The sequence below is a fragment of the Oceanibium sediminis genome (assembly GCF_003265325.1).
Lineage (GTDB): Bacteria > Pseudomonadota > Alphaproteobacteria > Rhodobacterales > Rhodobacteraceae > Halovulum > Halovulum sediminis.
Window position 1 is genome coordinate 1 of record NZ_QGNX01000010.1, and the last position, 25470, is coordinate 25470.

The 25470-nt window shown below is 64.1% G+C and carries 20 protein-coding genes and 1 tRNA gene; 10 read left to right on the top strand and 11 right to left on the bottom strand.

Features of this window, described 5'->3' with window-relative positions; translation table 11 throughout:
* Positions 1-404: 404 nt before the first annotated feature.
* The gene (locus DJ029_RS18595) at positions 405-1091 is read right to left on the bottom strand and encodes an HhH-GPD family protein (RefSeq protein WP_112323998.1); all 687 of its coding nucleotides are present in this window, start codon (positions 1089-1091) and stop codon (positions 405-407) included.
* A gap of 196 nt (positions 1092-1287) precedes the next feature.
* On the opposite strand from DJ029_RS18595, the gene DJ029_RS18600 reads away from it, so the two are divergent.
* Positions 1288-2811, top strand: a complete 1524-nt coding sequence (locus tag DJ029_RS18600) for a DNA cytosine methyltransferase (RefSeq protein ID WP_112323999.1) — start codon at positions 1288-1290, stop codon at positions 2809-2811.
* A 13-nt stretch (positions 2812-2824) separates the two neighbouring features.
* On the opposite strand, the gene DJ029_RS18605 is transcribed toward DJ029_RS18600, so the two are convergent.
* The 8 genes from DJ029_RS18605 to hisA all read right to left on the bottom strand — a co-directional run bounded on the left by DJ029_RS18605 (position 2825) and on the right by hisA (position 14869).
* On the bottom strand, positions 2825-8425 hold the full coding sequence (locus DJ029_RS18605; RefSeq protein ID WP_112324000.1) for an ATP-binding protein: 5601 nt from the start codon (positions 8423-8425) through the stop codon (positions 2825-2827).
* A 3-nt stretch (positions 8426-8428) separates the two neighbouring features.
* The gene (locus DJ029_RS18610; protein ID WP_112324001.1) at positions 8429-9898 is read right to left on the bottom strand and encodes a hypothetical protein; all 1470 of its coding nucleotides are present in this window, start codon (positions 9896-9898) and stop codon (positions 8429-8431) included.
* A gap of 11 nt (positions 9899-9909) precedes the next feature.
* The gene (locus DJ029_RS21820) at positions 9910-11922 is read right to left on the bottom strand and encodes a hypothetical protein (protein ID WP_157966445.1); all 2013 of its coding nucleotides are present in this window, start codon (positions 11920-11922) and stop codon (positions 9910-9912) included.
* A 446-nt stretch (positions 11923-12368) separates the two neighbouring features.
* A tRNA-Arg gene (locus tag DJ029_RS18625) sits at positions 12369-12445 on the bottom strand.
* Positions 12446-12504: 59 nt separating this feature from the next.
* Complete coding sequence (locus DJ029_RS18630; protein ID WP_112324004.1) at positions 12505-12822, bottom strand: phosphoribosyl-ATP diphosphatase; 318 nt, start codon at positions 12820-12822, stop codon at positions 12505-12507.
* Entirely contained in the window at positions 12819-13580 is a 762-nt protein-coding gene (gene hisF / locus DJ029_RS18635; RefSeq protein WP_112324005.1) for an imidazole glycerol phosphate synthase subunit HisF, read from the bottom strand. Before hisF ends, DJ029_RS18630 begins: the two co-directional genes overlap by 4 nt.
* A 60-nt stretch (positions 13581-13640) precedes the next feature.
* Positions 13641-14003, bottom strand: coding sequence for a hypothetical protein (locus tag DJ029_RS18640; protein WP_112324006.1), 363 nt, complete (start codon positions 14001-14003; stop codon positions 13641-13643).
* A 143-nt stretch (positions 14004-14146) separates the two neighbouring features.
* Positions 14147-14869 carry a 1-(5-phosphoribosyl)-5-[(5-phosphoribosylamino)methylideneamino]imidazole-4-carboxamide isomerase gene (gene hisA / locus DJ029_RS18645; RefSeq protein WP_112324007.1) on the bottom strand — a complete coding sequence of 241 codons (723 nt, stop codon included), beginning with the start codon at positions 14867-14869 and terminating at the stop codon, positions 14147-14149.
* Positions 14870-14997: 128 nt separating this feature from the next.
* Here hisA and DJ029_RS18650 point away from each other — a divergent pair, with 128 nt between their 5' ends.
* Positions 14998-15384 (top strand): DUF2147 domain-containing protein, encoded by a 387-nt coding sequence (locus tag DJ029_RS18650; protein WP_112324008.1) that lies wholly within the window; start codon positions 14998-15000, stop codon positions 15382-15384.
* Positions 15385-15524: 140 nt separating this feature from the next.
* Here the strand turns inward: DJ029_RS18650 and hisH are convergent, their stop codons facing one another.
* Complete coding sequence (gene hisH / locus DJ029_RS18655; RefSeq protein WP_112324009.1) at positions 15525-16163, bottom strand: imidazole glycerol phosphate synthase subunit HisH; 639 nt, start codon at positions 16161-16163, stop codon at positions 15525-15527.
* Entirely contained in the window at positions 16160-16753 is a 594-nt protein-coding gene (gene hisB, locus DJ029_RS18660) for an imidazoleglycerol-phosphate dehydratase HisB (protein ID WP_112324010.1), read from the bottom strand. Before hisB ends, hisH begins: the two co-directional genes overlap by 4 nt.
* A 78-nt stretch (positions 16754-16831) precedes the next feature.
* Here hisB and DJ029_RS18665 point away from each other — a divergent pair, with 78 nt between their 5' ends.
* The 8 genes from DJ029_RS18665 to DJ029_RS18700 all read left to right on the top strand — a co-directional run bounded on the left by DJ029_RS18665 (position 16832) and on the right by DJ029_RS18700 (position 25440).
* Positions 16832-17368: a lipocalin family protein gene (locus DJ029_RS18665; protein ID WP_112324075.1), complete on the top strand. Its 537-nt coding sequence runs from the start codon at positions 16832-16834 to the stop codon at positions 17366-17368.
* A gap of 53 nt (positions 17369-17421) precedes the next feature.
* On the top strand, positions 17422-18585 hold the full coding sequence (locus DJ029_RS18670) for an isovaleryl-CoA dehydrogenase (RefSeq protein ID WP_112324011.1): 1164 nt from the start codon (positions 17422-17424) through the stop codon (positions 18583-18585).
* Between the two features lie 15 nt (positions 18586-18600).
* Positions 18601-19362, top strand: a complete 762-nt coding sequence (locus tag DJ029_RS18675; protein WP_112324012.1) for a flavodoxin family protein — start codon at positions 18601-18603, stop codon at positions 19360-19362.
* 29 nt (positions 19363-19391) lie between these two features.
* The gene (locus DJ029_RS18680; protein ID WP_157966446.1) at positions 19392-20195 is read left to right on the top strand and encodes an EcsC family protein; all 804 of its coding nucleotides are present in this window, start codon (positions 19392-19394) and stop codon (positions 20193-20195) included.
* Between the two features lies 1 nt (position 20196).
* Entirely contained in the window at positions 20197-21771 is a 1575-nt protein-coding gene (locus DJ029_RS18685) for a carboxyl transferase domain-containing protein (protein ID WP_112324014.1), read from the top strand.
* Positions 21772-21843: 72 nt separating this feature from the next.
* Positions 21844-23796 carry an acetyl/propionyl/methylcrotonyl-CoA carboxylase subunit alpha gene (locus DJ029_RS18690; protein ID WP_112324015.1) on the top strand — a complete coding sequence of 651 codons (1953 nt, stop codon included), beginning with the start codon at positions 21844-21846 and terminating at the stop codon, positions 23794-23796.
* Positions 23789-24655 carry a hydroxymethylglutaryl-CoA lyase gene (locus DJ029_RS18695; protein WP_112324016.1) on the top strand — a complete coding sequence of 289 codons (867 nt, stop codon included), beginning with the start codon at positions 23789-23791 and terminating at the stop codon, positions 24653-24655. The genes DJ029_RS18690 and DJ029_RS18695 overlap by 8 nt, the downstream gene beginning before the upstream one ends.
* Positions 24652-25440: a crotonase/enoyl-CoA hydratase family protein gene (locus DJ029_RS18700; RefSeq protein ID WP_112324017.1), complete on the top strand. Its 789-nt coding sequence runs from the start codon at positions 24652-24654 to the stop codon at positions 25438-25440. Before DJ029_RS18695 ends, DJ029_RS18700 begins: the two co-directional genes overlap by 4 nt.
* The last annotated feature ends 30 nt before the right edge of the window (positions 25441-25470 follow it).

Sequence of the window (25470 nt, forward strand, 5' to 3'; positions counted from 1 at the left end):
CGCCAGCCGTGGTCTATTGGCAGAGAAATGATATCAACCAACCCGATCAGCAGGTGCAACGAGTAGCTTAATTTACGCCAGATCCTGTCCAACGGATGGGGAGTAGCTCAAACCTCGGCACGGGCAACATCAACGTCTGCAACGCGGGCGCCAGCATGCACTGGACGACCAGTCACGACGGTTTTTCGGCGCATAAAGAATATTAAATAGGTTCCTTGTGGCAAGTACCAAGGGAGTGCATAGCTTATTGCAAGCTTGCTTTATCTTATAACGAACTCTTGCGGCGCAGGAATTCAGAGCAAGCGCTGCGTCAATCCAGGACGGTGAACGAGCATTAAAGGTGCGCGTGCCCCGGATAAAACTGAGGTGCCACGCCTAGCATGAATAGGGGGCAGGGAGCGCCTTTACAGGTCCATGGGACGTCCCCTTGCCCAGTTGCAAGATGATCTCAATGGGCACTTTTCGCAGTATGGCTTTCTTGGCTTGCAGACTAAAGCAGCGTGATCCAGCACAGCCCAGTTCAACTCTTTCGGCGACGAACTCCTAGCCAACCAAGCGGCTGCGTCTTGAAGCCACGGATCGTAGCGAATGTCGGCCAGCACGCGTGGGCGCTCGTACCGCTCCAAGAAGCGGGCCATGTTGACATCCAGCAGTGGTTTCCTTTGCCCATGCTGGAAAAGGAGTATCGCGTTGGAGACGTATTGGCCCACGCCCGGGATTTTGGCATGTTCAGATGCCGCCGACGGAAAAATGCCGTTGCGGGCCGCCGCGTAGGCTGCCAGGCCCTGTAGGGAAATGGCCCGCCTTTGCCACAAGCCAACTGGCTTCAAGTATCGCTCGAGGTCGGAGCGCGGCGTTGCTGCAATCGCTGCCCAGCTGGGAAAACGCTCGAAGAACGGGTGGTAGATACCTGCGACCGTTTCGGCCCGGGTTCTCTGTAGGAGGACTTCAACGCAGATCTTGTGGTAAGTCGATGCTGCCTCACCTCGCCATGGGAGGATACGACCATGCACCTCGAACCAAGAAAGCAAACGTCCTCGCGCGCGGGAGAGGCGCACCTTTTCACTTTTCGAGAGCTGTCTCCCTAACATCACATGCCTCAATTCCCTTGAAAGTCTCGCCCTGGGCGCCTTTGCTCGGATATCAAGCACCAGTTTCGACCTTGCGCAGGTTCCGTCAACTTTTTGGCGGCGCCACCCCTTGTCGTTGACGGGCCTGGCGTGGTCGACTAGACCAGGATACCGCCTTGAGCAACCTAGGGCGACCTAGCCAACACCGGGACGACCCATGACCGCTTATACCTGCGTAGACTTATTCTGTGGCTGTGGGGGGCTCTCCCTTGGCCTTCGGTCGGCAGGCTACGATGTTAAGCTCTCGGTCGAGAAGTCCGACATGGCGGCGGAGACGTACTTTCACAACTTCATCGAAGCCTGTCCCGCGGATAGCGCCGCGGCGGCGGCCTGGCAGGAAAGGTACGCCAGCTTTACGAAGTCGGACCTCTCTTTGCAGGTGAGGTCGGGCCTCGTGGTCAATGAGCTTGGCAAGCTCATAGCACGAAAAGAGTTGATTGCCCCCCTCTGCGGCGAACAAGGCATTGACCTCGTGGCAGGCGGACCGCCCTGCCAAGGCTTCTCCATGGCCGGCCGACGGAACCCGAACGACGAGCGGAACAAGCTGCCGAACCAGTTTCTGGAATTCGTCGAAATCACCCGGCCCAAGGCGGTGATCATCGAGAACGTGTCCGGGATGCGCAGTCACTTCAACAAGCACAACGTCGCGTCCCCTTTCGAAGAACTCTGCAAGGCGCTGGCGAAGACCGGCCCTGGCTACGCCGTACAGCCGCTGCTGCTTAACGCGCGCCACTTTGGCGTCCCTCAAAACAGGCCGCGCCTGTTCGTCGTTGGCGTGCAAGAGGAAATCGCAAGGAGCCTCGGCATCCACACCGAGGAGTTCTGGAACTCGGCTTCGGACGGCTTCCCCTCGACGCACAGGCCCGCGCTCGCGCCCAGGCGAACGCATTTCCCGGCCGGTTCTGAAGGGCTAAACGCGGGCGGACAAGCCGAAAGGGTTGTCGGGGATGCGCTGGCAGAACACCGCGGCGATGATCAACCTTACGCGGCGAACGCCGAGTACGCGGCGGCGCTCCAGGAGCTGGCGCAATGGACCAAGAGTCAGAACTTAGACCCGAGCGCCAACCACAAGTTTCGCAAGCATAGCAAGTTGGTGCAGCGGCGTTTCGCCTTCTACCAGGTGGCTTCCAGGCTCGGTATCGATAAGCACGTGCTTGCCGTGCCGACGCGAGAGGATCTCACGGAGGTCCAGAAGCGGGAAGTGATCGCGAGCGCGTTCAAGGGTCTTAACGCCAATGGAAACCTGGTGGCGGAACACCCTGCCCTTGAGAGCCTCGAGATCTTCATAGACTTCGTTCGTGGCCACAAGACCAAGAAGCACAGCCAGCGCGCCCTCAAGCTGGACAACCCCGCACCGACGGTTGTCAGCTTGCCGGACGACTTTATCCACCCGAGGGAACACCGTGTCCCCACGGTACGCGAGCTTGCGCGCTTCCAGTCCTTCCCTGACAACTTCCAGTTCCGCTCGAAGGAGACGACGGGCGCCCATCGCCGCAAGGTCGAGGTGCCGCAATACACGCAGGTTGGAAACGCGGTGCCGCCGCTGCTTGCAAAAGCCCTAGGCGATCACTTGAAGGGAATCCTTGACGCCTACGCGGAGCAGAAACGCGAGCAACTCCCACGCGGAAATGCTCCTCGGGCCACGAAGAAAGCAGCCAAGGGGGCAGTCGCCGCAGAGTGAGCCGGAACGCGGCCTACCTTTGCAGGGAGAAGAAGGGCTGCCCCTTCATCAAGATCCCCTCATTGTAACCGTGCATGCAGCGATAGAATGCCCAATGGGTTTCCAGCTGCGTGACCTTCTCGACCATGCCGGCCACGTTAGAGCGGAAACCGATCCGTTCGAATTGTTGTTTCGTGGCATTGCGCACGTTGTGGACCACCCAGGTCGACAGGGCCTCTGCCCAGTTGTGCCCGCTGGTCTCGAAATGAGATAGGTACTGCGATGACAGGATCACGCCCATGCCAAACTCTCGCCCTTCGAGCATGAGTTTCATCAACACCTCGAAGTCACGGCCCATCGCGTGGTGCGCCTCGTCTATCAGGACAAACGAGTCGATCTGCCGCCGGCTCTTACCGTCTGCTCCTGCGAGGAACGGGGCTTTCACGCGCGTCTTCATGTAGTCGGTGTAGAGGTTATCCAGGAACATCGTTGCGACGATGTCGACGATGTCCTGCCCAGCGCCCGAGATGCCAGACAAGCTCAGAACCGTGTTTCGATCGAATATCTCGACGAACGACAGTGTCTTCGTGGGATCGCTTTCAAAGATCCTCAGGTCGGTCAGCATGCGCAACACCGATACCACGCTATCGTTCTTCCCCAGCTCCTTGTATTGCTCGAACACGACGTCGATTGTCGGGTACTCGCCCTCGGGAGCGGCGTCGTAAGCCTTCATTACGCTGTCGTAGAGGTCATTCCTTTGCACGACGCCAATGCGCGAAATGCGCCTCAGCAGGTCACAGAAGAAATTCGCTCGGCGCACGCGCTCCATTTGCAAACCGGTGTCGAGACGCTCCACGTCAATCGCGAAGAAGTTGATCGGAAGAGGCGCTTTCGCGGGATCGAGAACCTGCGCGCCCAGTGCCGACGGGTAGTCTCCCTCGGAGTAGTCACGCTTGTAATCGAACACGAAGACCTTCGGCGCCACGCCACGGTTAGATTTCGCCGCGTTGGCCACTTGGTAGACCAAGGACTTAAGGAACTGGGTTTTGCCAGTCCCAAGGTCCCCCACTACGCCGATATTCAGCTGGCTCAGGGCTGTTTCGCTAAGCTTAAGCTGAACCAGGCTCATTCGGCTTCCCTGAGCTTGGTGGCCCACCAGGACCTCCACGCCTTCGTCTTGTTCATGCGAGAAGGGCTGACCACCCCCGGACCGCGCCTGTGACATGCTGCCAGACTGGCTTTCCTCCACGGGAGACTTCACGGCGTTAGGTTCATCTTTCGGGCTTTGCGAACCGGTGCCCGACGTTGCTTCGGGGGCGGGCCTAATGGCACCTTGGGCTCGGTTCGCAGGTTCGAGATCGACCTGGGCTTCGCTGCTAGGCTCGGGCGGAGCGGCGGTTTCGCAGCTTGCACGTGCCGACACTGCCGTCGCGTCTGCCGAGTCAACGATTGCCGTGATCGCATCCTTTACCTGCCCTGCAATCGAACTGCTGAACGCGGCCGGTTCGACGAGAACCCCCCCGGGCTCTCGTCCTTCGGGAAGGAAGCCTTGGTACGGCAAACCATCATCGCTTTCGCCCCCGACTTGGAGCCAGAGCAGGGTGCCACGTTCCGCGTGCACCGCGACGTCCGAGGTTGCCAGTCCCGCCAGCAGGCGCGCCTCGAGCGCCGGGTCACTCGGCGCGCTCGCTGGGCGCAACGAGAAGGCTGCCTCGACCAGGCTTGCCAGCGCCGCCTTCACCGCGACGACAACCTGGGCGTCGGAAATGTTCTTCGCGCCTTGTTCTAGCACCTTGAAAGTACTGTCGAGTTGCTCGAACGGGTCGCTTAGTTTCTCGCGGGGTGGGAACGTCTTCCCACTCTTGGAGCGCATCTTAATCTCAACTGGGTGCAGGCGGAGGTGGCAACCACCTTCTTCGTCCATTCTCAAGCTGAGCAACAGTAGATCTGCGCGGCGTTGATCATCCGGAGTCCGGGCACCTTCGCCGAGGAGGTCAATGAGCGGGTAGACGGAGTCCATCGGCACGATGCATCGCACTTCGCGATCAGACACGGCTTCCTCCCACGTTGCCAGCCCTTGGAATGCCAAGTCAAAGCCAAGCGCGCCAAGGCTTTGCGTGTGTCCCATCGTCAAGAGAGACGAAAGGCCAACCCCGCGTACGCCAAGGTTAGCGATGACCTTCCGTACATCTTCATCTGCGTCAGCCATGCCGCAATCCCCGAGAACCTTCTTGATCTCGGACTTCAGCACTTCTGATGGCTTGGCCAATACGGTGTAAGGGTGCGTCGAAGAGATCGCGGAAATTGCGCTCTTCTGCGTTTGTCTAGCAAGGAAAGCAGGGCGCCATTCCCAGAGGGCGACATTTCCACGGACGTTGCTTAGCTGCGTGGAAAGGACAGCTGGGCTTAGGTTGCGATTTCCAGAGATTGTCCAGTTGGCGTGCGTACCCAGCAACTGTGCTGCTAGCTGCATTCTTGCCTCGACGTTCACCGTGCGGCGGCCCAGTTGCAGGCTTTCGAAACGCGTTAGGGCCGTGTCGAAGTTCTTCAATCCAATAAAGGATGTATCGGCAAGACCCACCGCGAAGGTCGAGACGCTATTGACGGCTTGGCTCAGTTGCCAGGAGCGGAAACGATTGACAGGCAAGGCTGGCCCAGCCGTTCCAACAGCGCTAGTCGGCTGGTCCACGGCATCCGTGCGGAGCGTTACGACACTATCCTCGATGAACTGAAGGTCCACTGCATGGGGTGCGCCCCCGGACTTAGCTGTCGTCCACTCGAACGAGGGGAGAGCTTCTCCACGCAGGTTTTCCGAACCTGCTTGCAAGCGCGTTAGAACATGGGCTGCACTGGGAGGCTTACCCCCCCTTGTCCCCGCATCGACGATGCGAACCCCCCCAGGAAGCGCATCGTCTCTCTGCGAAAGCAAGTTGGCGGCCGCCGCGATGATAGCATCATCTGTCTCGGCGAACCTTTTTCCTCCGCTTGGGGCAGCCAAGCCGATACGGAGCTGTTGCGACGCTGGGTAGATCCTAAGGTAGTCACGAAGCGCAGAGGAAACACCGCCCTGGTCGAGCCCGGACGGCGTTCCGAAAGGCAAGTCCGCGTCGAAAAGCTCGATGCTGTTGCTTGGAGCCCCGGTTTCGAACGGAATACCCGACAGCAAGCTCCAGCCTGCGAAAATTTCCCGCGGTCCAGCAGACAGCCCGGTCGAGATCCAACTTCCAGCTCCATTGGTAGACGGTCCCACCTCGGGGAACATTTCACCGTCCACGAAGCGCAGGAAGGTTCGGGATGCTTTCTTAAACACCGGGTGGGATTGAAGCTGGTGGCCTGCTTGCTGGGCGCTCCAGGCCCACGCCAGGCGTACCGGGTGTAGAGGCGAGAGCAAGACACCCCGGGGGTGCCCACGGGAAGTATCAAAGAGTAGTGCCGAGAACGGGTACGCAGCCCACGCCTGCCGGGATGTACTATCGGCGACCGCCAGCAAGTTCTCGAAAGCTGCCAAGTAGGTCTCGACGCGCCCCTGCTCCAGCTTTCTCAGGTCGAGCATGCTGGGCAGAGCGGCGACCGATTGCGGGCCGGAAGCGGCATCTTTCAAGCGAAGGTCAAGGAATGCCCGCCAAAACCCGTCAGCCGCGGCCGATTGCGAAACTTCGGCGGGATACTCTAGTGCCCGAGCTTCGTGGGCGTTGGTAAATGCCCCGAGGTCGGGGTCCCACTCCAGGGACGGGCGGACCCTTGATGCTCCGACCTCGACGAGACAACTGCCAAGGCAAGCCCTGGCGTTGCCATCCTGGCCATCAAGGATGACATTGTCACGCAGCCACTCTTCCAACACGAAGCGGGGATCGAGCGCCATTTCGTCAGAGAGGGCGTCATCCGGCGGTACGACGGGCTCACCTGAATACGCAGCCTGGAAAGGGTTGACTTGCCCCTTCTCGGATAGCGGAATCGTCACCGAGACCTGGATGCCTGCGACTTCGGCAATGGCATCATCCGGGACGTTTGCAATCTCGTAGGTCCGCAACCAGTCGCATGCCTCGACGCCGGTCGCCGGAAGTGCCGCACCGTTGGACCACGTTGGAGCCGCCGTTTGTCCGACCACGACGAGTTCTGCGGGCCGACCGTTATCGGAAAGCGTCAAGTCTCGGATCACGTCCGCTTCGGGAGACTCGACGAGGACGCCCCCTTCTGCGACTTCGAGGAACAAGTCACTTGGGAAACTCGGAGTGTACTCGCCGCCATTTGCCGCCTGCTCGATTGCTAGAACCGTCGTTATGGTTGGGTTAGGAGTGCAAAGCTTGAGCGAGATACTCTCGCGGAACTGCGTGTCTAGGTGAATGCGAGCGGGGACCACGTTGAGCGTGAATGGACGTTCCCGCCACTTCCCCCCCCTCCTGGCGATCTTGCGCCCAAGATCGAACTGTATTTCGAGCTTGCCGCCTAGCGACTTGCTCGAAATCACGGTGGCCTTGCACGCAGATGCAGGCTTGCAATCAAGGTCTACGGCAACGTCCTCGCCCTCGGCGCCTGCATGTACATCCAGGACAAGCTTAAAGGCCCCAATCGCCACGAGGCCGTCCGCCAGACGTACCCCGGGGGCGGGGGGCAATACGTGATCGACCCCGCGCCATTGAACGGCAGGTACAGGCAGCTCAGCATCGCCGGAAAGGCTGAAGAGCTCGTAGGTAATCTCGTCCTTCCCGGTCTTATCGAAAAATGCCTGCTCCGAGGTGCTTGCCCAGGCATGCAACCAAAGCGCTGGGTCATTATTCTGCCCATGGAAAGCCAAGGCGAGGATGGGGTGCCCCAGGGTTGTGCGGGTGGTTATGAACGTCCCCCACTCGATCTCGGCCAAAGGGTGGCCTCCTTCGATCCCGTCTTGTTCTTGGACTTCCAACAGCGAAAGCTCGATATCTTCAGGCTCTGACCAGCCCTGGTCGATGATCTTGGCGTAGGTCTCCGGCTTCCTGCTTGGGCCGAAACCCGGGGAGCCGCTTGGACTGGGAAGGCCAGCGCAGGCGAACGCGATCCTGCGCTCGCGGTTGGGGATATCCTTGGAAAAGGTCCAGCATGCTATGCCTAGTCGGTCGGCAAGCATGTCTAGGTGCAGCCAGTACGCCTCGGTCCAGCGTTTTTCGCCGTTACCAGCTTTCTCGTAAGACTGCGCCAAAAACGAAAATATCCATCCGAGGGCCTCGGCAAGCTTGTCTTTGTCCAGCGCACGAGCCTCGTTAGCATCCGACAACAGGTTTGCGACTTCTTCCGCCAAGGCAGGGGCGCGAACGATAGCTTCTTCGCCCGGCATGACCCCGCCGGGCAAGCCGCCGACAAGTACGTCCCGGAAGGTTTCCAGAGATTTCAGTTCCCTGACTTCCCCCTCGGTGGCGATGAGTAGCACACTCGCGGTAACGTCGGAGCCTTCTGGTGTGCGATAGGAAATCGCCTCGCCCAGAGAGACTTCACCGCTGGCCGAGCCCACGCGGACAGCTTTCCCCCCTAGATTCGAAAACTGGCCTGAAAGCTCGGTCTTGAAACTGACCGGAAGGGATCGCGGCAAGATGATCTTCGCAAGTCCCTTGTTTTTCGAGCATACGGCTGCAACGGCCCTCGCAAGTAGTTTGGTCGTCATGAATTAAAATCCTGGCATAATCTCGAGGGCATCATCGGCGTCATGGCTGCTCCTGGCGAGCCCGTATGACTCTAGTCGCGAAACGATGGTCCGCTGCGATGCATCGATCCCGAGGGCAGAAAGCGACGCACCTAGGTCCGTTAGGCGTGAAAGCTGGCCCGGACGCTCAGCCTGCAAGCTACTGACCGTCACGAGCCACTCTTGTCCCGGCTCTACCCAGGTGTATCGGCCTGCAGAGCGAAGCACGCCGTACAGGTCTTGCTCACCATCGCTGGCCCGCGACAGAAGCGAATACCGGATCATTTCCCAGGTATTGTTCGCTGGGCCGGCCTTCTTGGCAGCCAACGCACGCGCGACTTTCCCCTGCAAGTCGGGAACACCCCCGCGGGCAGCCCGCGCAGCGGCGAGCCAAGCCACTAGGCCATTCGGATCATCGTCGAACTCACACATGGCTGGAAAATCGAGGCCCTCGTCCGATACGAGATCGTGGATGAGTTTCATGCAGGCGCTGCCCGCACTGGCGAGCTGGGTGACAACTGGTCCGACATCAGCAGCGCTTCTTGGTACCTGGTCGTCCCAGCTGAAGAGGCGCTTACCGTCGTTCAAGAGTTGCCGCACCACGTCATCGGGGTCTTCGTCCGAGATGAGCGCCGCGCCAAGCCGACGGTACAAGTGCATCTCGAACATGTACCCACATGCAAGGCCAGTCCGCGCGACGCACGCCGCCCAATCGGTCCAGCGACGACGCGGCATGCTGTCGATCCAGCCGCTGTCGCAAAGCCGATCCCACGAGGTCGCCAACCACTTGAACGGGTTGCCCTCGAGGTTACTCAGCCAGGTCGGCGTTCTCAGGTCTTCTACGCGGTGGCTCGGCCCAAGTGAGCCGATGCTTAGAACGACGTCCGCCAGGTTGCTCGGCAAGACTTGGGCGTAGAACTCGTCGATCCAACCAGGCATCCCGCCGCCCTGGGCCTCGGTCATGGCACTGGCCCATTGACTGGCCATCGACGCCTTCCCTCCGCCAAGCGCGTACATCTGTTCGAGGATCAGTGCCAAGTTCGCGGGATTATTCTTGCCGGTAATACCCCGCAGGTCCTGCAACAGTGCAGTCTGGAGACCAAGCGGCGTAGCCGCGGTTCGCAGTGCCTTGTTGGAATAGGGTGCTTCCAACTCGAAGAGCAAGATATCGACGATCCGTTTCGCGTCCTCGTCGCTCCGCGCCTCCCGGATCCCCAGGATAAATGATCGCAGCTGGTCATGTTTGTCCGAGCTTTCAACGGGGAGAGTAAACTCGAAATCCTTTACCTTCTTGCTGCTGAGTTCTCGGTAAGCATACCCTGCGAAACCGGGCCGTCGTTCGCTGCGCTCACCGGAGGCCCGGTAAATTGACCATGCAAGCTCCGACATGAACAATTCTCGAAGCGGAGGGTACTCTGGGCGGTTCAGCCCCAAGAACGAAACGTCTTTTGCCATAAGTTCTAAACCTAACCCTTAACCAAGCCACGGCGATCACTGAATCCATACCGACTTCGGGACCCAGCCGACCGAATTTGTGTTGCCACCATTGCCGCCCGCAGGCGCTCAATGCGCGGTTCGATTACGAGCAAGCTATCGGTAAAGCCGTGCCCGCCTTGCCGGGCCATTGCCTCCCTCAGGAGGTGAAAATCCAGCGTCGTGAAAGCGGACGGGGTGCCCCCCGACTGTGATCGCAACGAGATGGCCAAGTCTAGCCTATCACCTGATGTCGTCATGCCGACCAAGACATCTTGTCGTGGGATCTCGATGCGCACCTTGTTCGCGCTGTTATCCCCTGCCGAGACGCGAGGCTGAAGAAACGTAAAATACGTCGTCCGGCCGTCGTCCCCAAGTGGGGCCAAGATATCGAGAACTGCATCTTCAAGGTCAGGGTTCATCCTGCGTCCGAGATGCGCGTCGATCCAAGTGTTTTGCCATTCAGAAACGATAGACACGTGCGCTGGCCACCCTGAAGCGAGCGCCTTGAGCCGATACAAGTACCGCCCGTACCAGGAAAGTACCCGGCTGCGATCCTTGAGGGTTAGGCTGTTTTCACCCGTCGCATTCACCGCATGCGAGACGATTTCCTCGATTCTGGCATCGAGCGGCGTCCAGTAGTATCGAACTAACTTGTCCGTTTCGGCAAGGCTTGCGCCCGGCAAGTGTCCATCCTTCAGGCCATTGATAGCCTCGTCGAGAAACGATGTCTCCACGCTCTCCCGGGGCCCAAAATGCTTTAACGGATCGGCGAATTGGATGGCCTTCAGGGCGTCGCTCGAGGTCTCGGGCCAGCCGAAATCACCTGCTTCATCGCCTTGTTTCCGTCGGCCCGCGTCGAACAGGAGCATGTGTGCGCGCAGGTTACCAAGTGCGATTGCAGAGCGCACTTGCTCCTGGGGATTCCCGTTCCGAACTCGATCCTGCTGTAGTTGAACATGCTTTTGGAGCTCGCCGAGCGCTTCGCTCGCCAGCGGCCCGATAATGGAATGAGAGGCAAGCGCCCAAAGCTCGCGGTAGGAAAAATGCGTACCAGAGAGGATCTCTGCTCCGCGCATGACGGAGCACCATCCCCTTGCGACCGAGGTATTGGAAAGTGAAAGCGTGTTTGAACGAACCGGGTCAAGGTTCTCGGCAGGCAGGTCGTTCAAGTACCCCGATGCGAGTTTTGATAGACAGCCTTCGAAGGCAGATTCTACCTCGCCGCGCTCCCTGTCTAGAAGCGGTGTGACCTTGGGCTGACAACTCGGAAGTGCTGCATCCGTTCTCGTGGCAGGCTCGCTCTCCGGCCACTCCTCTAGGAGCGATGCGTTATCCATGTAGACGAGATGCACAACAGCAACCAGATTCCCTGCTATCCTTATTCTGGCGAAGCCATAGTTTTCCGACGCATCTTCGCTTTCACCCGCTGTTTTTATCTCGGCGTTCCCAGTGGGAAGTGCAGGTAATTCTCCCTCGAGGAGCCAAGATATGATGGCAGAGGCAACCCTGTTGTTATCATTTTCGAGAGAATCCGGTTCCTGTCTTTCGCCGATCAGGACGCCCCTGTTTATGCAACCAAGGAAATGATCGCCTGCCTCAAGTGCATCTACGATGTCGCGCTGCAGCGCGAATTCTTGCTTGTCAGCTGGAGGGATCGTCGCGTCGTTCACGACCCTCAGGCCACGTCCATTCGGCAGGTCGAATGCGTAGCAACGTTGGGCAAAAGCACTTGGCTCATCCCGCGCCGTGCCGTTCACGCAGGCAACAACATCTGCCGCGAGCTTGGATTTCCCGTTACCAGCGCCTCCCACCAGGAAGACCATGTGCGCGGGACCCAAGTTGTCCGCGGCCGAACAGGCAATCATCATTGCCTGGCAGGCTTCAGCTGACATCGGCGACGATCGACCATCAGGCCACCGGCTCTGCAGCGCACCATTCAGCGGAGATACCGCTACGCCGAGACCGCCAAACGAACGCTCCAGAATCCACGTAGGGTAAATCATATCGTGCTCTTCAAATTTGTACCTAAGTTATGCGCTTCAAAGAAGCAGGCCGATGGGCGATTGTCCATGCACTATGCGAAACTTAAGACATCGAGCATGGCACGTTGCAAATTTCGAAAGGGAACGAATAGCCACCAACGGCAGCTCCCCCCTTTGGCTGCTGCGGCGCAGCGGCTCAGCACGCTTCGCGTCCGGGAGGGGCCGCTTGCCTCCTTTGAGGCAAGCCCTAACTCCTGCTTTGGGCTGTGGGCGGCCGTCCGCAGCCGCTGGCTCTGATGTCGGGTTTTGGCCAGAAGCGGCTCCGCGCTGCAAGACGATTTGTCTGTAGCGCTTGATGATTCCGAAATGCGCTGGGCACCGTCGCATCAATTTTCGCGATCTGCTTCCGAATTGCTTCCAAGCCGAATGCCGCTTCAGAAATAGTTTGCGTAAGTTGTTGATATATATGGCGCACCCGACAGGATTCGAACCTGTGACCTCTGCCTTCGGAGGGCAGCGCTCTATCCAGCTGAGCTACGGGTGCCTAGGCTGCTCTATATCGAAGCGTCCGGACGCTGTCCATGGGGCTTTGCGGCGGGTGGGTTACTTACCGCGCGCGGCCTTTTCGGCGTGGCCCGAGGTGCCCTCGCGCTTTTCTAGCTCGGCTTCGACCTCTTCCAGGGTGACCCCGGCGGCGGTCAGCAGGACCATCAGGTGATACAGCACGTCCGCCGCCTCGGCCCGCAGGCCGTCGCGGTCGCCACTGGCGGCGGCGACGATGGCTTCCACCGCTTCCTCGCCGAATTTCTCGGCTGCCTTGCCTGTGCCCCTGGCCAGCAGGCTGGCGGTGTAGGACGACGCCGGGTCCACACCGCGGCGCGCGGCGATGGTGGCGGCCAGGCGGGTCAGGGTCTCGCTCATGTCAGCCTCATCGGGATACCAGCGGCGGCCATGTGGGCCTTGGCCTCGCCAATGGTGTAGGTGCCGAAATGGAAGATCGACGCGGCCAGAACGGCGCTTGCGTGCCCCTCGGTCACGCCCTCGACCAGATGGTCCAGCGTGCCGACCCCGCCCGAAGCGATGACCGGGATGCGCAGCGCATCCGCCACGGCGCGGGTCAGGGGCAGGTTGAACCCCTGCTTGGTGCCGTCGCGATCCATCGAGGTCAGCAGGATTTCCCCCGCGCCGCGCGATTCCATTTCACGCGCGAAGTCCAGCGCGTCGATGCCGGTGGAGCGAGTGCCGCCGTGGGTGAAGATTTCCCACTTGCCGGGGGCGACGGTCTTCGCGTCGATCGCCACCACGATGCACTGGCTGCCGAATTTGTTCGCGGCATCCGCCACCACCTGCGGGTCGGCGACAGCGGCGGAGTTGAAGCTGACCTTGTCCGCCCCGGCCAGCAGCAGGTTGCGCACGTCAGCGCTGGTGCGCACACCGCCGCCGATGGTCAGCGGCATGAAGCACTGCTCGGCCGTGCGCCGCGCGACGTCATACATCGTGCCGCGGTTTTCCAGCGTCGCGGCGATGTCGAGGAAGCACAGCTCGTCCGCGCCCGCCGCGTCATAGGCCTTGGCCGCCTCCACCGGGTCGCCGGCGTCGATCAGGTTGACGAAATTGACGCCCTTGACGACACGGCCGTCTTTCACGTCAAGGCAGGGGATGACACGGGTTTTCAACATGGGGCGAGGCCTAGCCTTGTTTGCCCCTTTCGGCAAGATGCGCCGTGCGCCCGGTCCCCGTTACTGCCGCGCGGCGGTCTGTCGGTGGACCCAGGCGCGATAGGCGGCGTAGCCCTTGTCATGGGCCACGGCGCGGGTGGCGGCGTGCATGGTGACATAGCGTTCCGGCGTCACGCCGTTGAGGAACGACAGTTTCAGGCGCAGGTAGATGTCCCCGCAGGCGCGGGCCTCGCCCAGGCCCATCAGCTGGAGTTTCGCGCCCTCGCAACAGGCCAGGTGCGCGGCGTAGAGCCGCTCGCGGTACTGTTGCATCTGCTCCGTCTGCTCCCAATGGGGGCGTGGCCCGAAAAGCGCCGCTTCCGCCCCGCAGGGCAGAGGCGCCAGCCCTGCGCAAAGCGCCACGGCCAATACTGCGATACGCATCGCGATACCTCCTACACGCGTGATACAACCCTTGATCCTATCACGGATCGGGGTGGCGGAGGATGGCAATGGTCACTTTTGAGCCGCTTTTACATGCGACTATCGGGATGTGTGGGCGCGCCGGGACGGCCCCGGCGCGGCCTTCAGCTTTCCAGCAGCGCGATGGCGGCGGGCAGGTCCAGCTTGCCTTCGTAGATGGCCCGCCCCGAGATCGCCCCGTCGAGCGGCGCGCCGCTGGCCTTCAGCGCGGCCAGATCGTCAAGCGAGGACACCCCGCCAGAGGCGATGACCGGGATCGACACCGCTTGCGCCAGCGCGGCGGTGGCGGCGACGTTCGGGCCCTGCATCGCGCCGTCCCGCTCGATATCGGTGTAGATGATCGCGGCGACGCCCGCGTCCTCGAACTGTTTTGCCAGGTCGAGGGCGGTCACGTCGGTGGTTTCGGCCCAGCCTTCCACCGCGACCATGCCGTCGCGCGCATCGATGCCCACTGCGACCTTGCCGGGGAAGGCGGCGGCGGCTTTGCGCACGAGGTCGGGGTCGCGCACTGCGATGGTGCCGAGGATCACCCGCGCCAGGCCCTTGTCGAGCCAGGCTTCGATCCCGGCCATGTCCCTGATGCCGCCGCCCAGCTGCGCGGGGATCGAGGTGGCGGCCAGGATCGCCTCCACCGCCTCGGCGTTGCGCGGCGCACCGGCGAAGGCCCCGTCGAGATCGACGAGGTGCAGCCACTTGCACCCCGCATCCTGAAAGGTGCGGGCCTGCGCGGCGGGATCGTCCCCGAACACCGTGGCCTGCTCCATGTCCCCCTTGTAGAGGCGCACACACTGACCGCCCTTCAGGTCGATCGCGGGATAGAGGATCATGATTTACTCCTGCTTAATCGCCGCCGTGATAGCGAAGCCTGCGCCCGGGCGCAACGCGGCCCGGCGCTGGCGGTCCGGGGCGCCGGTGTCCAAGTGCGAGGCTCTTTGGCGTATGTTTGGAGGAGATCATGAAACGTGCCCTGATCGTGCTTCTGTCGCTGCTGCTTCCCGGCGCCGCCGCCGCGCAGGATGTCAGCGGCCTTTGGCGGACGGAGGCCGCAGCCCCCGGGGACGCGCTGCGGGTCCGGGTCGGGCCCTGCGGTTATGACACCGGCCTGATCTGTGGCGTGATCGAAGGGGCGGCGGGCAGCGATGATGCGCTTGTCGGCAAGCCGGTCCTGACAGGGATGATCGCGGCTGGACCCGGGCGCTGGATCGGCGGCCAGGTCTGGGTCCGCGACGAAGGCAGGACTTACCCTGCGCGCATGGTGCTGAGCGGTGACCGGCTGACGGTGGAGGGCTGCGTCGCCGTGTTCTGCAAGGGGCAGGCCTGGACCCGCGTGAAGGGCGGCTGACCTTGCGGAGGCGCTGGCGCGCCGTTCCTCTTTCCCCCCACGCCTGCCAGGCAGGCGCGGGGCCCGTGGCGCGACCGCCTGCCGCCGGAATGCAGGGGCAGGGCGTTGGGCGTGCTGCAGCGCCGGGTGCGGCCCCGTGCTCAGGGTTTCCAGGTCAGGAAGTTGGCGATCAGGCGCAGCCCTGTGGCCTGGCTCTTTTCCGGGTGGAACTGCGTGCCGAACATAGTGTCGCGCCCGATCGCGGCCGTGACGGGGCCGCCGTAATCGACCTCGGCCAGCAGGTGTGCCGGGTCCGTGGGGCGCACGTGGTAGGAGTGCACGAAATAGACGTGATCGCCCGGTGCGATCCCGGCCAGCACCGGGTGGTCGGCCACGCTCTGCAAATCGTTCCAGCCCATGTGCGGGATCTTCAGCGCCGGATCGTCCGGCGTGATCGCCACGCATTCGCCGGGGATCCAGCCAAAGCCTTGCGCATCCGCGCCATGCTCACGCCCGAGGCTGGTCATCAGCTGCTGGCCGACGCAGATGCCAAGGAAGGGCGTGCCTTCCGCGACGCGCTGTTCCAGCACCTCGACCATGCCGGGGATCGCGTCCAGCCCCGCGCGGCAGTCCGCGAACGCGCCGACGCCGGGCAGCACGATGCGATCCGCGCGGCGCACAGCCTCGGGGTCGCTGGTGACGACGACCGCGCCCGCGTCATGCTCCCGCGCCATGCGCTGGAAGCTCTTTTCCGCCGAATGCAGGTTGCCGCTTTCGTAATCGATGATGACGGTGGTCATTCGCTGAGCGTACCCTTGGTTGAGGGCACCGCATCCGCCTTGCGCGGGTCGGACTCAAGCGCGTCACGCAGGGCGCGGGCGACGGCCTTGAACGCCGCTTCGGCGATGTGGTGGCTGTTGATGCCGTCCAGGCGTTCCACGTGCAGGGTCATGCCGCTGTGGGTGGAAAAGCCCTGGAAGAATTCGCGCACCAGCTCGGTGTCGAACGTGCCGATCCGCTCTGCCGTGAAATCCACCTTCCACACCAGGTAGGGCCGCCCCGACAGGTCCAGCGCCGCGCGCACCAGCGTGTCGTCCATCGCCAGCAGGCACGAGCCATAGCGGCGGATGCCGCGCTTGTCGCCCATCGCCTCGGCCAGGGCGCGGCCAAGGGCGATGCCCACGTCCTCCACCGTGTGGTGATCGTCGATGTGCAGGTCGCCTTTCGCGCGCACGGTCATGTCGATCAGCGCGTGACGGGACAGCTGGTCCAGCATATGGTCGAAGAAGCCGATGCCGGTCTGGTTGTCGTAGACGCCGGTCCCGTCAAGGTCGATCGTGACCTCGATGCTGGTTTCGGCGGTGGAACGGGTGACGGTGGCTGTGCGCATCTGGAACTCCTCTGGGCGGCTTGCGTTATAGGGGGGCGGGGAAGCAGTGAAAAGACACCATCAATGAAGGAGCCGAAGATGTTGCGCCAAAGCCTGAGCCTCGGGGCGATCCTTGTCCTGGCCGCCTGCGGCATGAACGGGAACTACCGCGATACTTCCGTGCAGATGGACAGCGTCGCCGCGCTGGATATCGAGCGTTACACAGGCAAGTGGTACGAAATCGCGCGCTTCCCCAACGGGTTCGAGGAAGGCTGCGTCGGCGTCACCGCCGAGTATGCCAAGCGTGAGGATGGCCGGATCAGCGTGACCAACACCTGCCGCAAGGACACGCTGGATGGCCCGGTCGAGGTGGCCGAGGGCATCGCGCGCATCGCCTCCCCGGGCCAACTGAAGGTGAAGTTCGTGCAATGGCTGCCCTTCGCGGGGGACTACTGGGTGCTGGACGTGACCCCCGATTACTCCGTCGCCGTGGTGGGGGAGCCTTCGGGCGACTTCGGCTGGATCCTGGCGCGCACCCCGACGCTGGACGATGCGCAGTTGCAGGACGCGCTGTCCGTGCTGAAGGCGGACGGCTATGACACCAGCAAGCTGGTCTATCCTGAGCAACCCTCTTGATTTGGAAATGAACATGTGTTCACTTCCTCCCTGACGGTAAAGGAAACACGCCCATGTTCACCGCTTCCATGACTTTCGACTGTGGCGAGGATGTCGAGGCCCTGCGCGACATGGTCCAGCGCTGGGCGCAGGAGCGCGTCGCCCCCATCGCGGCAGAGGTTGACCGCAACAACCTGTTCCCCAACGACCTTTGGACGGAAATGGGCGCGCTGGGCCTGCTGGGCATCACCGTGCCCGAGGCGGACGGCGGCGCGGGCATGGGCTACCTCGCCCATACCGTCGCGGTGGAGGAGTTGGCCCGCGCCAGCGCCTCCGTCTCGCTGTCCTACGGGGCGCATTCGAACCTGTGCGTGAACCAGATCGCGCTGAACGGCACGGCAGAGCAGAAGGCGCGCTACCTGCCCAAGCTGATCTCGGGCGAGCACGTCGGCAGCCTCGCCATGTCCGAGGCGGGGGCGGGCTCGGACGTGGTGTCGATGAAGCTGCGCGCGGAAAAGCGCAACGACCGCTTCGTGCTGAACGGCTCGAAATACTGGATCACCAACTCCCCCGACGCCAGTGTGCTGGTCGTCTATGCCAAGACGGACCCGGACGCCGGGGCGCGCGGCATCACCGCCTTCCTGATCGAGCGGGAGATGAGCGGTTTCAGCGTCGGGCCGCATTTCGACAAGCTCGGCATGCGCGGCTCCAACACGGCCGAGATCACCTTCGAGGATGTCGAAGTGCCCTTCGACAACATCCTCGGCGCGGAAGGCAAGGGCGTGAACGTGTTGATGTCCGGGCTGGATTACGAACGGGTGGTGCTGTCGGGGATCGGGGTGGGGATCATGCACAGCATCCTCGACCACATCATGCCCTACATGCACGAGCGCAAGCAGTTCGGGCAAAGCGTCGGGAACTTCCAGCTGATGCAGGGCAAGATCGCGGACATCTACACCACGATGAACTCCGCCCGCGCCTATGTGTACGAGGTGGCCAAGGCCTGTGACCGGGGCCAGGTCACGCGCCAGGACGCGGCGGCCTGCGTGCTCTACGCCTCGGAAAAGGCGATGGAAATGGCGGTGCAGGGCGTGCAGGCCATGGGCGGCGCGGGCTACATGAACGACAGCCCCCTGAGCCGGATCATGCGCGACGCCAAGCTGATGGAGATCGGCGCGGGCACGTCCGAGATCCGCCGGATGCTGATCGGGCGCGAGCTGATGAAGGCAACGGGATAGGAAGGAGGGGACAGGATGACGCTCAACGACAGGCAGATCGCCCTGTGCGAGTCGAACACGACCGACTTCTCCGCCCTGCGCGCGGTTTTCGTGAACACCTCGCTGAAGAAACGGGCGGCAGACAGCCACACGCGGCGGCTGCTCGACGTTTCGGCGGGCATGATGGAGCGGAACGGCATCGCGGTCACGCATCTCCACATGCTCGACCACGCGATCCCGCCCGGCGTCTATCCGGACATGACCAACTACGGGTGGGACAGGGATGACTGGCCTACCGTCTGGGAAACTGTGAAGGCTGCCGATATCCTGGTCGTCGGCACGCCGCTGTGGCTCGGAGAGGAAAGCTCCGTCTGCCGTGTGCTGATCGAACGGCTCTACGGCATGTCGGGCATGCTGAATGACAAGGGGCAGTCGCTGTTCTACAACAAGGTGGGCGGCTGCGTGATCACCGGGAACGAGGATGGGATCAAGCACACCGCGATGACCATCCTCTACGCGCTGGGCCACCTCGGCTACACGATCCCGCCCCAGGCGGATTGCGGCTGGATCGGAGAGGCGGGGCCCGGCCCCTCCTATGGTGATCCGCAGGAGGATGGCCCGCCCGTGGGTTTCGACAACGACTTCACCCAGCGCAACACGACCATCATGACGTGGAACCTGATGCACATGGCAAAGCTGCTGAAGGACGCGGGCGGCCTGTCCAATCACGGCAACGATCGCGAGGCGTGGAAAGCCGGGTGCCGCTTTGATTTCGAAAACCCGGAACACCGGGCATGAGCGCGCCGCGCCAGCAGAAGGGCAGGCCGATGACCGACCCGAGTGACAACCCGCAGATCCGCGCCATCCTGGCCGAACAGGATGCTTTCCGCGCCGCGCCGCCCTCGCTGATCCCGCGCATGGCACGCTCCGTCTCGCGGCCCGTGGGGTTCCTGACCAACCGGCTGATTCCGGCGGAAATGGTCGAGGCGGCGCTGCTCAGTGCCGACTGGGCGGCGGGCGCGTCGATCCGCAAGGCCGCGATCACCCATGATTTCGCCGACCTCACCGCCTGTGAGGAGGCCGCAGCCGACATCCGCCGCTGGGCGCTGGGCTATGCCGTCACGGGCGGCGGCGCGGCGGGGGCCTTCGGGCTGCTCGGCCTTGCGGTCGACGTTCCGGCCACGATCACCTTGGCACTGCGCACCGTGCGCCTGACGGGGCTATGCTACGGTTTCGGAGCCGACAGCCGGGCGGAAAAGGTCTTCATCCTCGACGTGCTGGGGCTGGCTGGGGCGAACAGCCGGGACGAGCGTCAGCAGGCGATCGCGCGGCTGGCCCGCGAACAGGCCGACATGGCCCCGGACACCTGGACCAAGATCGTGCGCCTCTCCGGCCAATCGGCGGGCAGCCTGGCCGCGACGCGCCGGGTGGCGGCAACGCTGGGCGTGAACCTGTCCACGCGCAAGATGGCGCAGCTTGCGCCGGTGATCGGCGCGGCGGTCGGGGCCTCGGTCAACGCGGCGTTCCAGAACGACGTGGCGGCGGCGGCGCGCTTTGCCTATCGCAACCGCTGGCTGGCGGAAAACGAAGCGCTGATCGACGGGGAAATCCTGTCAGGGGACCCGGTCTGAGATGGAAAGTACGGCAGACAACCGCGCCGCGCATGAAGCGGCATTGGCAGAAGTCCGCGCCGCCGCGGACCACGCCGCCGCTGGCGGAGGCGAGGCGGCCCGCGCGCGCCATCTGAGCCGGGGCAAGATGCTGCCCCGCGACCGGGTAGCGGGATTGCTCGACCCCGGCAGCCCGTTCCTCGAAATCGGTGCGACCGCCGCGCATGGCATGTACGACGGTGCGGCCCCCGGTGCGGGGGTGATCGCGGGCATCGGTGAGGTGCACGGGCGCAAGGTCATGGTGGTCTGCAACGACGCCACCGTGAAGGGCGGCACCTATTACCCGATGACCGTCAAGAAGCACCTCCGCGCGCAGGAAATCGCCGCCGAAAACCATCTGCCCTGCATCTACCTGGTGGATTCGGGTGGGGCGAACCTGCCCAACCAGGACGAGGTGTTTCCCGACCGCGACCACTTCGGGCGGATCTTCTACAACCAGGCGAACATGAGTGCCGCGGGGATCGCGCAGATCGCCGTCGTCATGGGCTCCTGCACGGCCGGGGGGGCCTATGTGCCCGCGATGTCCGATGTCTCGATCATCGTGAAGGAACAGGGCACGATCTTCCTCGCCGGGCCGCCCCTGGTGAAGGCCGCGACGGGGGAGGAGGTCTCGGCCGAGGATCTCGGCGGGGGCGATGTGCACACCCGCCTTTCCGGTGTGGCCGACTACCTGGCCGAGGATGACGCCCATGCCCTGGCGCTGGCCCGACAGGCGGTTGCCGCGCTCAAGCCCCCGACGGCGGGGGCCCTCGCCCGGCAACGCGCGGAGGATCCGGGCGGCGACCCGGACGGGCTGCTGGACCTGGTGCCCGCGGACCTGCGCCAGCCCTATGACGTGACGGGGGTGATCACGCGCCTGGTCGATGGGGGGCGTTTCGATGCCTTCAAGGCGCGCTATGCCACGACGCTGGTCTGCGGTTTCGCGCGGATCGACGGCTGGCAGGTGGGGATCATCGCCAACAACGGGGTGCTGTTCTCGGAATCGGCCGAGAAGGGCGCGCATTTCATCCAGCTCTGTGCCCAGCGGGGCACGCCGATCGTGTTCTTGCAGAACATCACCGGCTTCATGGTGGGCCGCGCGGCGGAAGCCGGGGGGATCGCGCGCGCCGGGGCGAAGCTGGTGACGGCGGTGGCCACTGCCGCGGTGCCCAAGATCACTGTGCTGATCGGCGGCTCCTACGGGGCGGGGAACTACGGCATGGCGGGGCGGGCGTACCAGCCGCGCTTCCTGTGGACCTGGCCGACCAGCCGCATCTCCGTCATGGGGGGCGCGCAGGCGGCCGGTGTGCTGTCCACCGTCCGGCGCGAGGGGATCGAGCGCAAGGGCGGGGAATGGTCGGCCGAAGACGAGGCCGCGTTCCGCCAGCCCATCCTGAACCAGTTCGAGGAACAGTCGCATCCGCTTTACGCCAGCGCGCGGCTTTGGGACGACGGCGTCATCGACCCGCGCGACACCCGCCGGGTGCTGAGCCTGAGCCTGGCCGCCTGCGATGCCGCCCCGCTGGAGGAGACGCGGTTCGGCGTCTTCCGGATGTGAGGTGCGCGGGGCAGCGCCGGAGCCTCCGGCGGGGATATTTCTGGGACTTTGGATGGGGGCGGTGGTTGCGCGATGTTTGACAGAATCCTGATCGCCAACCGGGGTGAGATCGCTTGCCGGGTTATCCGTACCGCCCGGCGCATGGGCGTGGCCACGGTTGCGGTCTATTCCGATGCCGATGCGGGGGCGCTGCACGTGGAGCTGGCCGATGAGGCGGTGCGGATCGGGCCCGCTGCCGCAGCCGAGAGCTACCTGAGCGCCGACGCGATTATCGAGGCGGCCTGCGCGACGGGGGCCGAGGCGATCCACCCCGGTTATGGGTTCCTGTCCGAGAATCCGGGTTTTGTCGACGCTGTGTCGGCGGCCGGGCTGGTGTTCATCGGCCCTTCGGCCAAGGCGATCCGCGCGATGGGGCTGAAGGACCGGGCCAAGGCGCTGATGGTGGAGGCGGGCGTGCCCGTGGTGCCCGGCTATCACGGGGCGGACCAGGACGACGCGCTGCTTGCGGAAGAGGCGGCGCGCATCGGTTACCCGGTGCTCATCAAGGCGGTTGCCGGGGGCGGCGGTAAGGGGATGCGCCGGGTGGACCGGGTGGACGATTTTCCCGACGCGCTGCAGGGTGCGCGGGCAGAGGCGGCCGCCGCCTTTGGCAATGCCGATGTATTGATCGAGAAGTACATCCTCAGCCCGCGCCACATCGAGGTGCAGGTCTTTGGCGACGGCACTCGCGCCGTGCATCTGTATGAGCGGGACTGCTCGCTTCAGCGGCGCCACCAGAAGGTGATCGAGGAGGCCCCCGCGCCGGGCATGACCGAAGAGGTCCGCGCTGCCATGGGCGCGGCGGCGGTGCGCGCGGCTGAGGCGATCGGCTACAGTGGCGCGGGCACGGTGGAGTTCATCGCCGACGGCGCGGGGGATCTGCGCGCGGACGGCTTCTGGTTCATGGAAATGAACACCCGCCTGCAGGTCGAACACCCGGTGACGGAGGCGATCACCGGGCTCGACCTTGTCGAATGGCAGCTGCGGGTGGCCGCAGGGCAGGCGCTGCCCTGGACGCAGGAGGAGATCCCGCTCTCCGGCCATGCGGTGGAGGCGCGGATCTATGCCGAGGATGCGGAGAACGGTTTCCTGCCGGTGACCGGCACCCTCAGCCACGTGGATTTCCCCGGCTTCGCACGGGCCGACAGCGGGGTGCGCGCTGGCGATGCGATCTCGCCCTTCTATGACCCGATTATCGCCAAGCTGATCGTCCATGGCCCCGACCGGGACAGCGCCATCGCCGGTCTGCGCAAAGCGCTGGGCGCGACGCGGCTGGCGGGTTCGGTCACGAACCTCGGGTTCCTGCATCGCCTGCTCGGGGCGGAGGAATTCCGCGAGGGCCGCGTCGATACCGGGCTGATCGAGCGGGAGAGCGCGGCGCTGACCCTTGCGCCCACGCCTTCGGAGGAAACGCTGGCGCTGGCTACTGTCGCCGCGCTTGGCCTGGCACAAGGTGCGGGCGACGGCTTTGCCCTCTGGAGCCCGTTGCGCTGGACGCAATCATTGGAACACGCGGGCGAGACCGTTGAACGGCAGGTGGAGTGTATCGCGGGCGGCTTTCGTATCACCGGCGGGCCGGACCCGGTGGAGCTGACGGGCGTTGTGCCGGGCGAACCGCTCTGGCGCTATACCGTCGCGGGGCGTCGCCGCTCCGCCGTGCTGGCGCTGGCGGCGGACCGGGTCACGATCACCCAGGGCGGGGCGCCGCTGATCTTCCTGCGGTCCGACCCGCTGGCGCGAGTGGCCGGGCAGGGCGCGGGGGGCGATGCGATCCTCGCACCGATGCCGGGGCTTGTTTGCCGCGTGCTGAGCACGCCGGGCAAGGAGGTGCGGGAAGGGGACCTGCTCATGGTGTTGGAGGCGATGAAGATGGAGCACTCCCTGCGCGCGCCTCGCGACGGGGTTGTCGCCACGCTGCCCGTGGCCGAGGGTGCGCAGGTGCAATCGGGCGACACGCTGCTGACGCTGGAGCCGGACGATGACTGAGCGCGCGACCCTGTTCGAGGTCGGCCCCCGCGACGGCTTGCAGAACGAGCCGGGGCTGATCGCGACGGCCGACAAGATCCGCCTGGTCGACATGCTGGGCGACGCGGGCCTCACCCGGATCGAGGTGACCAGCTTCGTTTCCCCCGCCTGGGTACCCCAGATGGCCGATGCGGCTGAGGTGCTGGCCGGGATCGCCCGCCGCCCCGGCGTCAGCTACAGCGCGCTGACCCCGAACCTGAAGGGCTTTCAGCGGGCGGAGGCGGCGGGCGCGGACGCGGTGGCGGTCTTCGGCGCGGCCTCGGAAAGCTTCAGCCGGAAGAACATCAACTGCTCCATCGCCGAAAGCCTTGAACGCTTCGGCCCGGTGCTCGACGCCGCGCGGGCTGCCGGGGTGCCGGTGCGCGGCTATATCTCCTGCGTGACCGACTGCCCGTTCGAGGGGCATATCGCCCCCGCCGCCGTGGCGCAGGTGGCGCGCGAGTTGCTGGCCATGGGCTGTCACGAGATCTCGCTGGGCGACACCATCGGGCAGGGCACGCCGGGGCGGGTGGACGCCATGCTCTCCGCCGTGCTGGAGGAGGTGCCGGTCGAACGCCTCGCCGGGCATTTCCATGACACAAACGGCCGCGCGCTCGACAATATCGAGGTGGCGCTGGCGCGCGGGCTGCGCGTCTTCGACGCGGCGGCGGGCGGGCTTGGCGGCTGCCCATATGCGCCGGGCGCTGCCGGGAACGTGGCCAGCGAGGCGGTGGTCGCGCGGCTGCACGCGCTGGGGTATGACACCGGCGTGGACGAGGGGCGGCTGGCCTTGGCGGCGGACTTCGCGCGCGGGCTCAAGACCTCGGCAGAGGTGTCATGACGTACAACACGCTGGATCTGCACAGGGATGCGCGGGGCGTCGCGACGCTGACGCTGAACCGCCCCGACAAGCGCAACGCCATGTCCGCTGAAATGATCGCAGAGCTTGCGGACGCGGCGGCGGCCCTTGGCGCGGACAGGGCGGTGCGCGCCGTGGTCCTCAGCGGCGCTGGCAAGGCGTTCTGCGCGGGCGGGGACCTTGGTTGGATGCGCGACCAGTTCGACGCGGACCGGGCCGGGCGCATGGCGCAGGCGCGCGCGCTGGCGCATATGCTGCGCGACCTCAACACGCTGCCCAAGCCCCTGATCGGGCGGATCAACGGCACCGCCATGGGCGGCGGTCTGGGGCTGATGGCGGTCTGCGATGTCTGCGTCGTGGCTGAAGGCGGCTCCTTCGGCTTCACCGAAACCCGGCTGGGGCTGATCCCGGCCACCATCGCGCCCTACGTCCTTGCGCGCATGGGCGAGGGCGTGGCGCGGCGCGTGTTCATGTCGGCGCGGGTGTTCGGCGCCGAGGAACTGCCTACCCTCGGCCTTGCCCGGCGCGTGGTGGCGCCGGAGGCGCTGGATGACGCCGTCGCGGCAGAGGTTACCCCGTATCTTGCCGCCGCACCGGGCGCGGTGGCGGCCTCCAAGGCCTTGGCGCGCCGGCTTGGGCCGCGCATTGATGATGCGTTGATCGAGGAAACCATCGAGGGGCTGGCAGACACCTGGGAAGGCGCGGAAGCGAAGGACGGTATCGCCGCATTCTTCGACAAGCGCCCGCCGCCCTGGGCGGGGGGCTGAGAAGCTCGTCGTTGCGGGGGCGCCCAGGCG

Excerpts from the sequence above, each read along its gene's own strand:
- hisF (WP_112324005.1), bottom strand. The coding sequence starts at position 13,580 with ATGTTGAAAACCCGTGTCATCCCCTGCCTTGACGTGAAAGACGGCCGT.
- DJ029_RS18695 (WP_112324016.1), top strand. The coding sequence starts at position 23,789 with ATGACTGAGCGCGCGACCCTGTTCGAGGTCGGCCCCCGCGACGGCTTG.
- DJ029_RS18600 (WP_112323999.1), top strand. The coding sequence starts at position 1,288 with ATGACCGCTTATACCTGCGTAGACTTATTCTGTGGCTGTGGGGGGCTC.
- DJ029_RS18640 (WP_112324006.1), bottom strand. The coding sequence starts at position 14,003 with ATGCGTATCGCAGTATTGGCCGTGGCGCTTTGCGCAGGGCTGGCGCCT.
- DJ029_RS18605 (WP_112324000.1), bottom strand. The coding sequence starts at position 8,425 with ATGACGACCAAACTACTTGCGAGGGCCGTTGCAGCCGTATGCTCGAAA.
- hisH (WP_112324009.1), bottom strand. The coding sequence starts at position 16,163 with ATGACCACCGTCATCATCGATTACGAAAGCGGCAACCTGCATTCGGCG.
- DJ029_RS18700 (WP_112324017.1), top strand. The coding sequence starts at position 24,652 with ATGACGTACAACACGCTGGATCTGCACAGGGATGCGCGGGGCGTCGCG.
- hisA (WP_112324007.1), bottom strand. The coding sequence starts at position 14,869 with ATGATCCTCTATCCCGCGATCGACCTGAAGGGCGGTCAGTGTGTGCGC.
- DJ029_RS18650 (WP_112324008.1), top strand. The coding sequence starts at position 14,998 with ATGAAACGTGCCCTGATCGTGCTTCTGTCGCTGCTGCTTCCCGGCGCC.
- DJ029_RS18675 (WP_112324012.1), top strand. The coding sequence starts at position 18,601 with ATGACGCTCAACGACAGGCAGATCGCCCTGTGCGAGTCGAACACGACC.
- DJ029_RS18595 (WP_112323998.1), bottom strand. The coding sequence starts at position 1,091 with ATGTTAGGGAGACAGCTCTCGAAAAGTGAAAAGGTGCGCCTCTCCCGC.
- DJ029_RS18690 (WP_112324015.1), top strand. The coding sequence starts at position 21,844 with ATGTTTGACAGAATCCTGATCGCCAACCGGGGTGAGATCGCTTGCCGG.
- DJ029_RS18680 (WP_157966446.1), top strand. The coding sequence starts at position 19,392 with ATGACCGACCCGAGTGACAACCCGCAGATCCGCGCCATCCTGGCCGAA.
- DJ029_RS18665 (WP_112324075.1), top strand. The coding sequence starts at position 16,832 with ATGTTGCGCCAAAGCCTGAGCCTCGGGGCGATCCTTGTCCTGGCCGCC.
- DJ029_RS18670 (WP_112324011.1), top strand. The coding sequence starts at position 17,422 with ATGTTCACCGCTTCCATGACTTTCGACTGTGGCGAGGATGTCGAGGCC.
- DJ029_RS21820 (WP_157966445.1), bottom strand. The coding sequence starts at position 11,922 with ATGATTTACCCTACGTGGATTCTGGAGCGTTCGTTTGGCGGTCTCGGC.
- hisB (WP_112324010.1), bottom strand. The coding sequence starts at position 16,753 with ATGCGCACAGCCACCGTCACCCGTTCCACCGCCGAAACCAGCATCGAG.
- DJ029_RS18610 (WP_112324001.1), bottom strand. The coding sequence starts at position 9,898 with ATGGCAAAAGACGTTTCGTTCTTGGGGCTGAACCGCCCAGAGTACCCT.
- DJ029_RS18685 (WP_112324014.1), top strand. The coding sequence starts at position 20,197 with ATGGAAAGTACGGCAGACAACCGCGCCGCGCATGAAGCGGCATTGGCA.
- DJ029_RS18630 (WP_112324004.1), bottom strand. The coding sequence starts at position 12,822 with ATGAGCGAGACCCTGACCCGCCTGGCCGCCACCATCGCCGCGCGCCGC.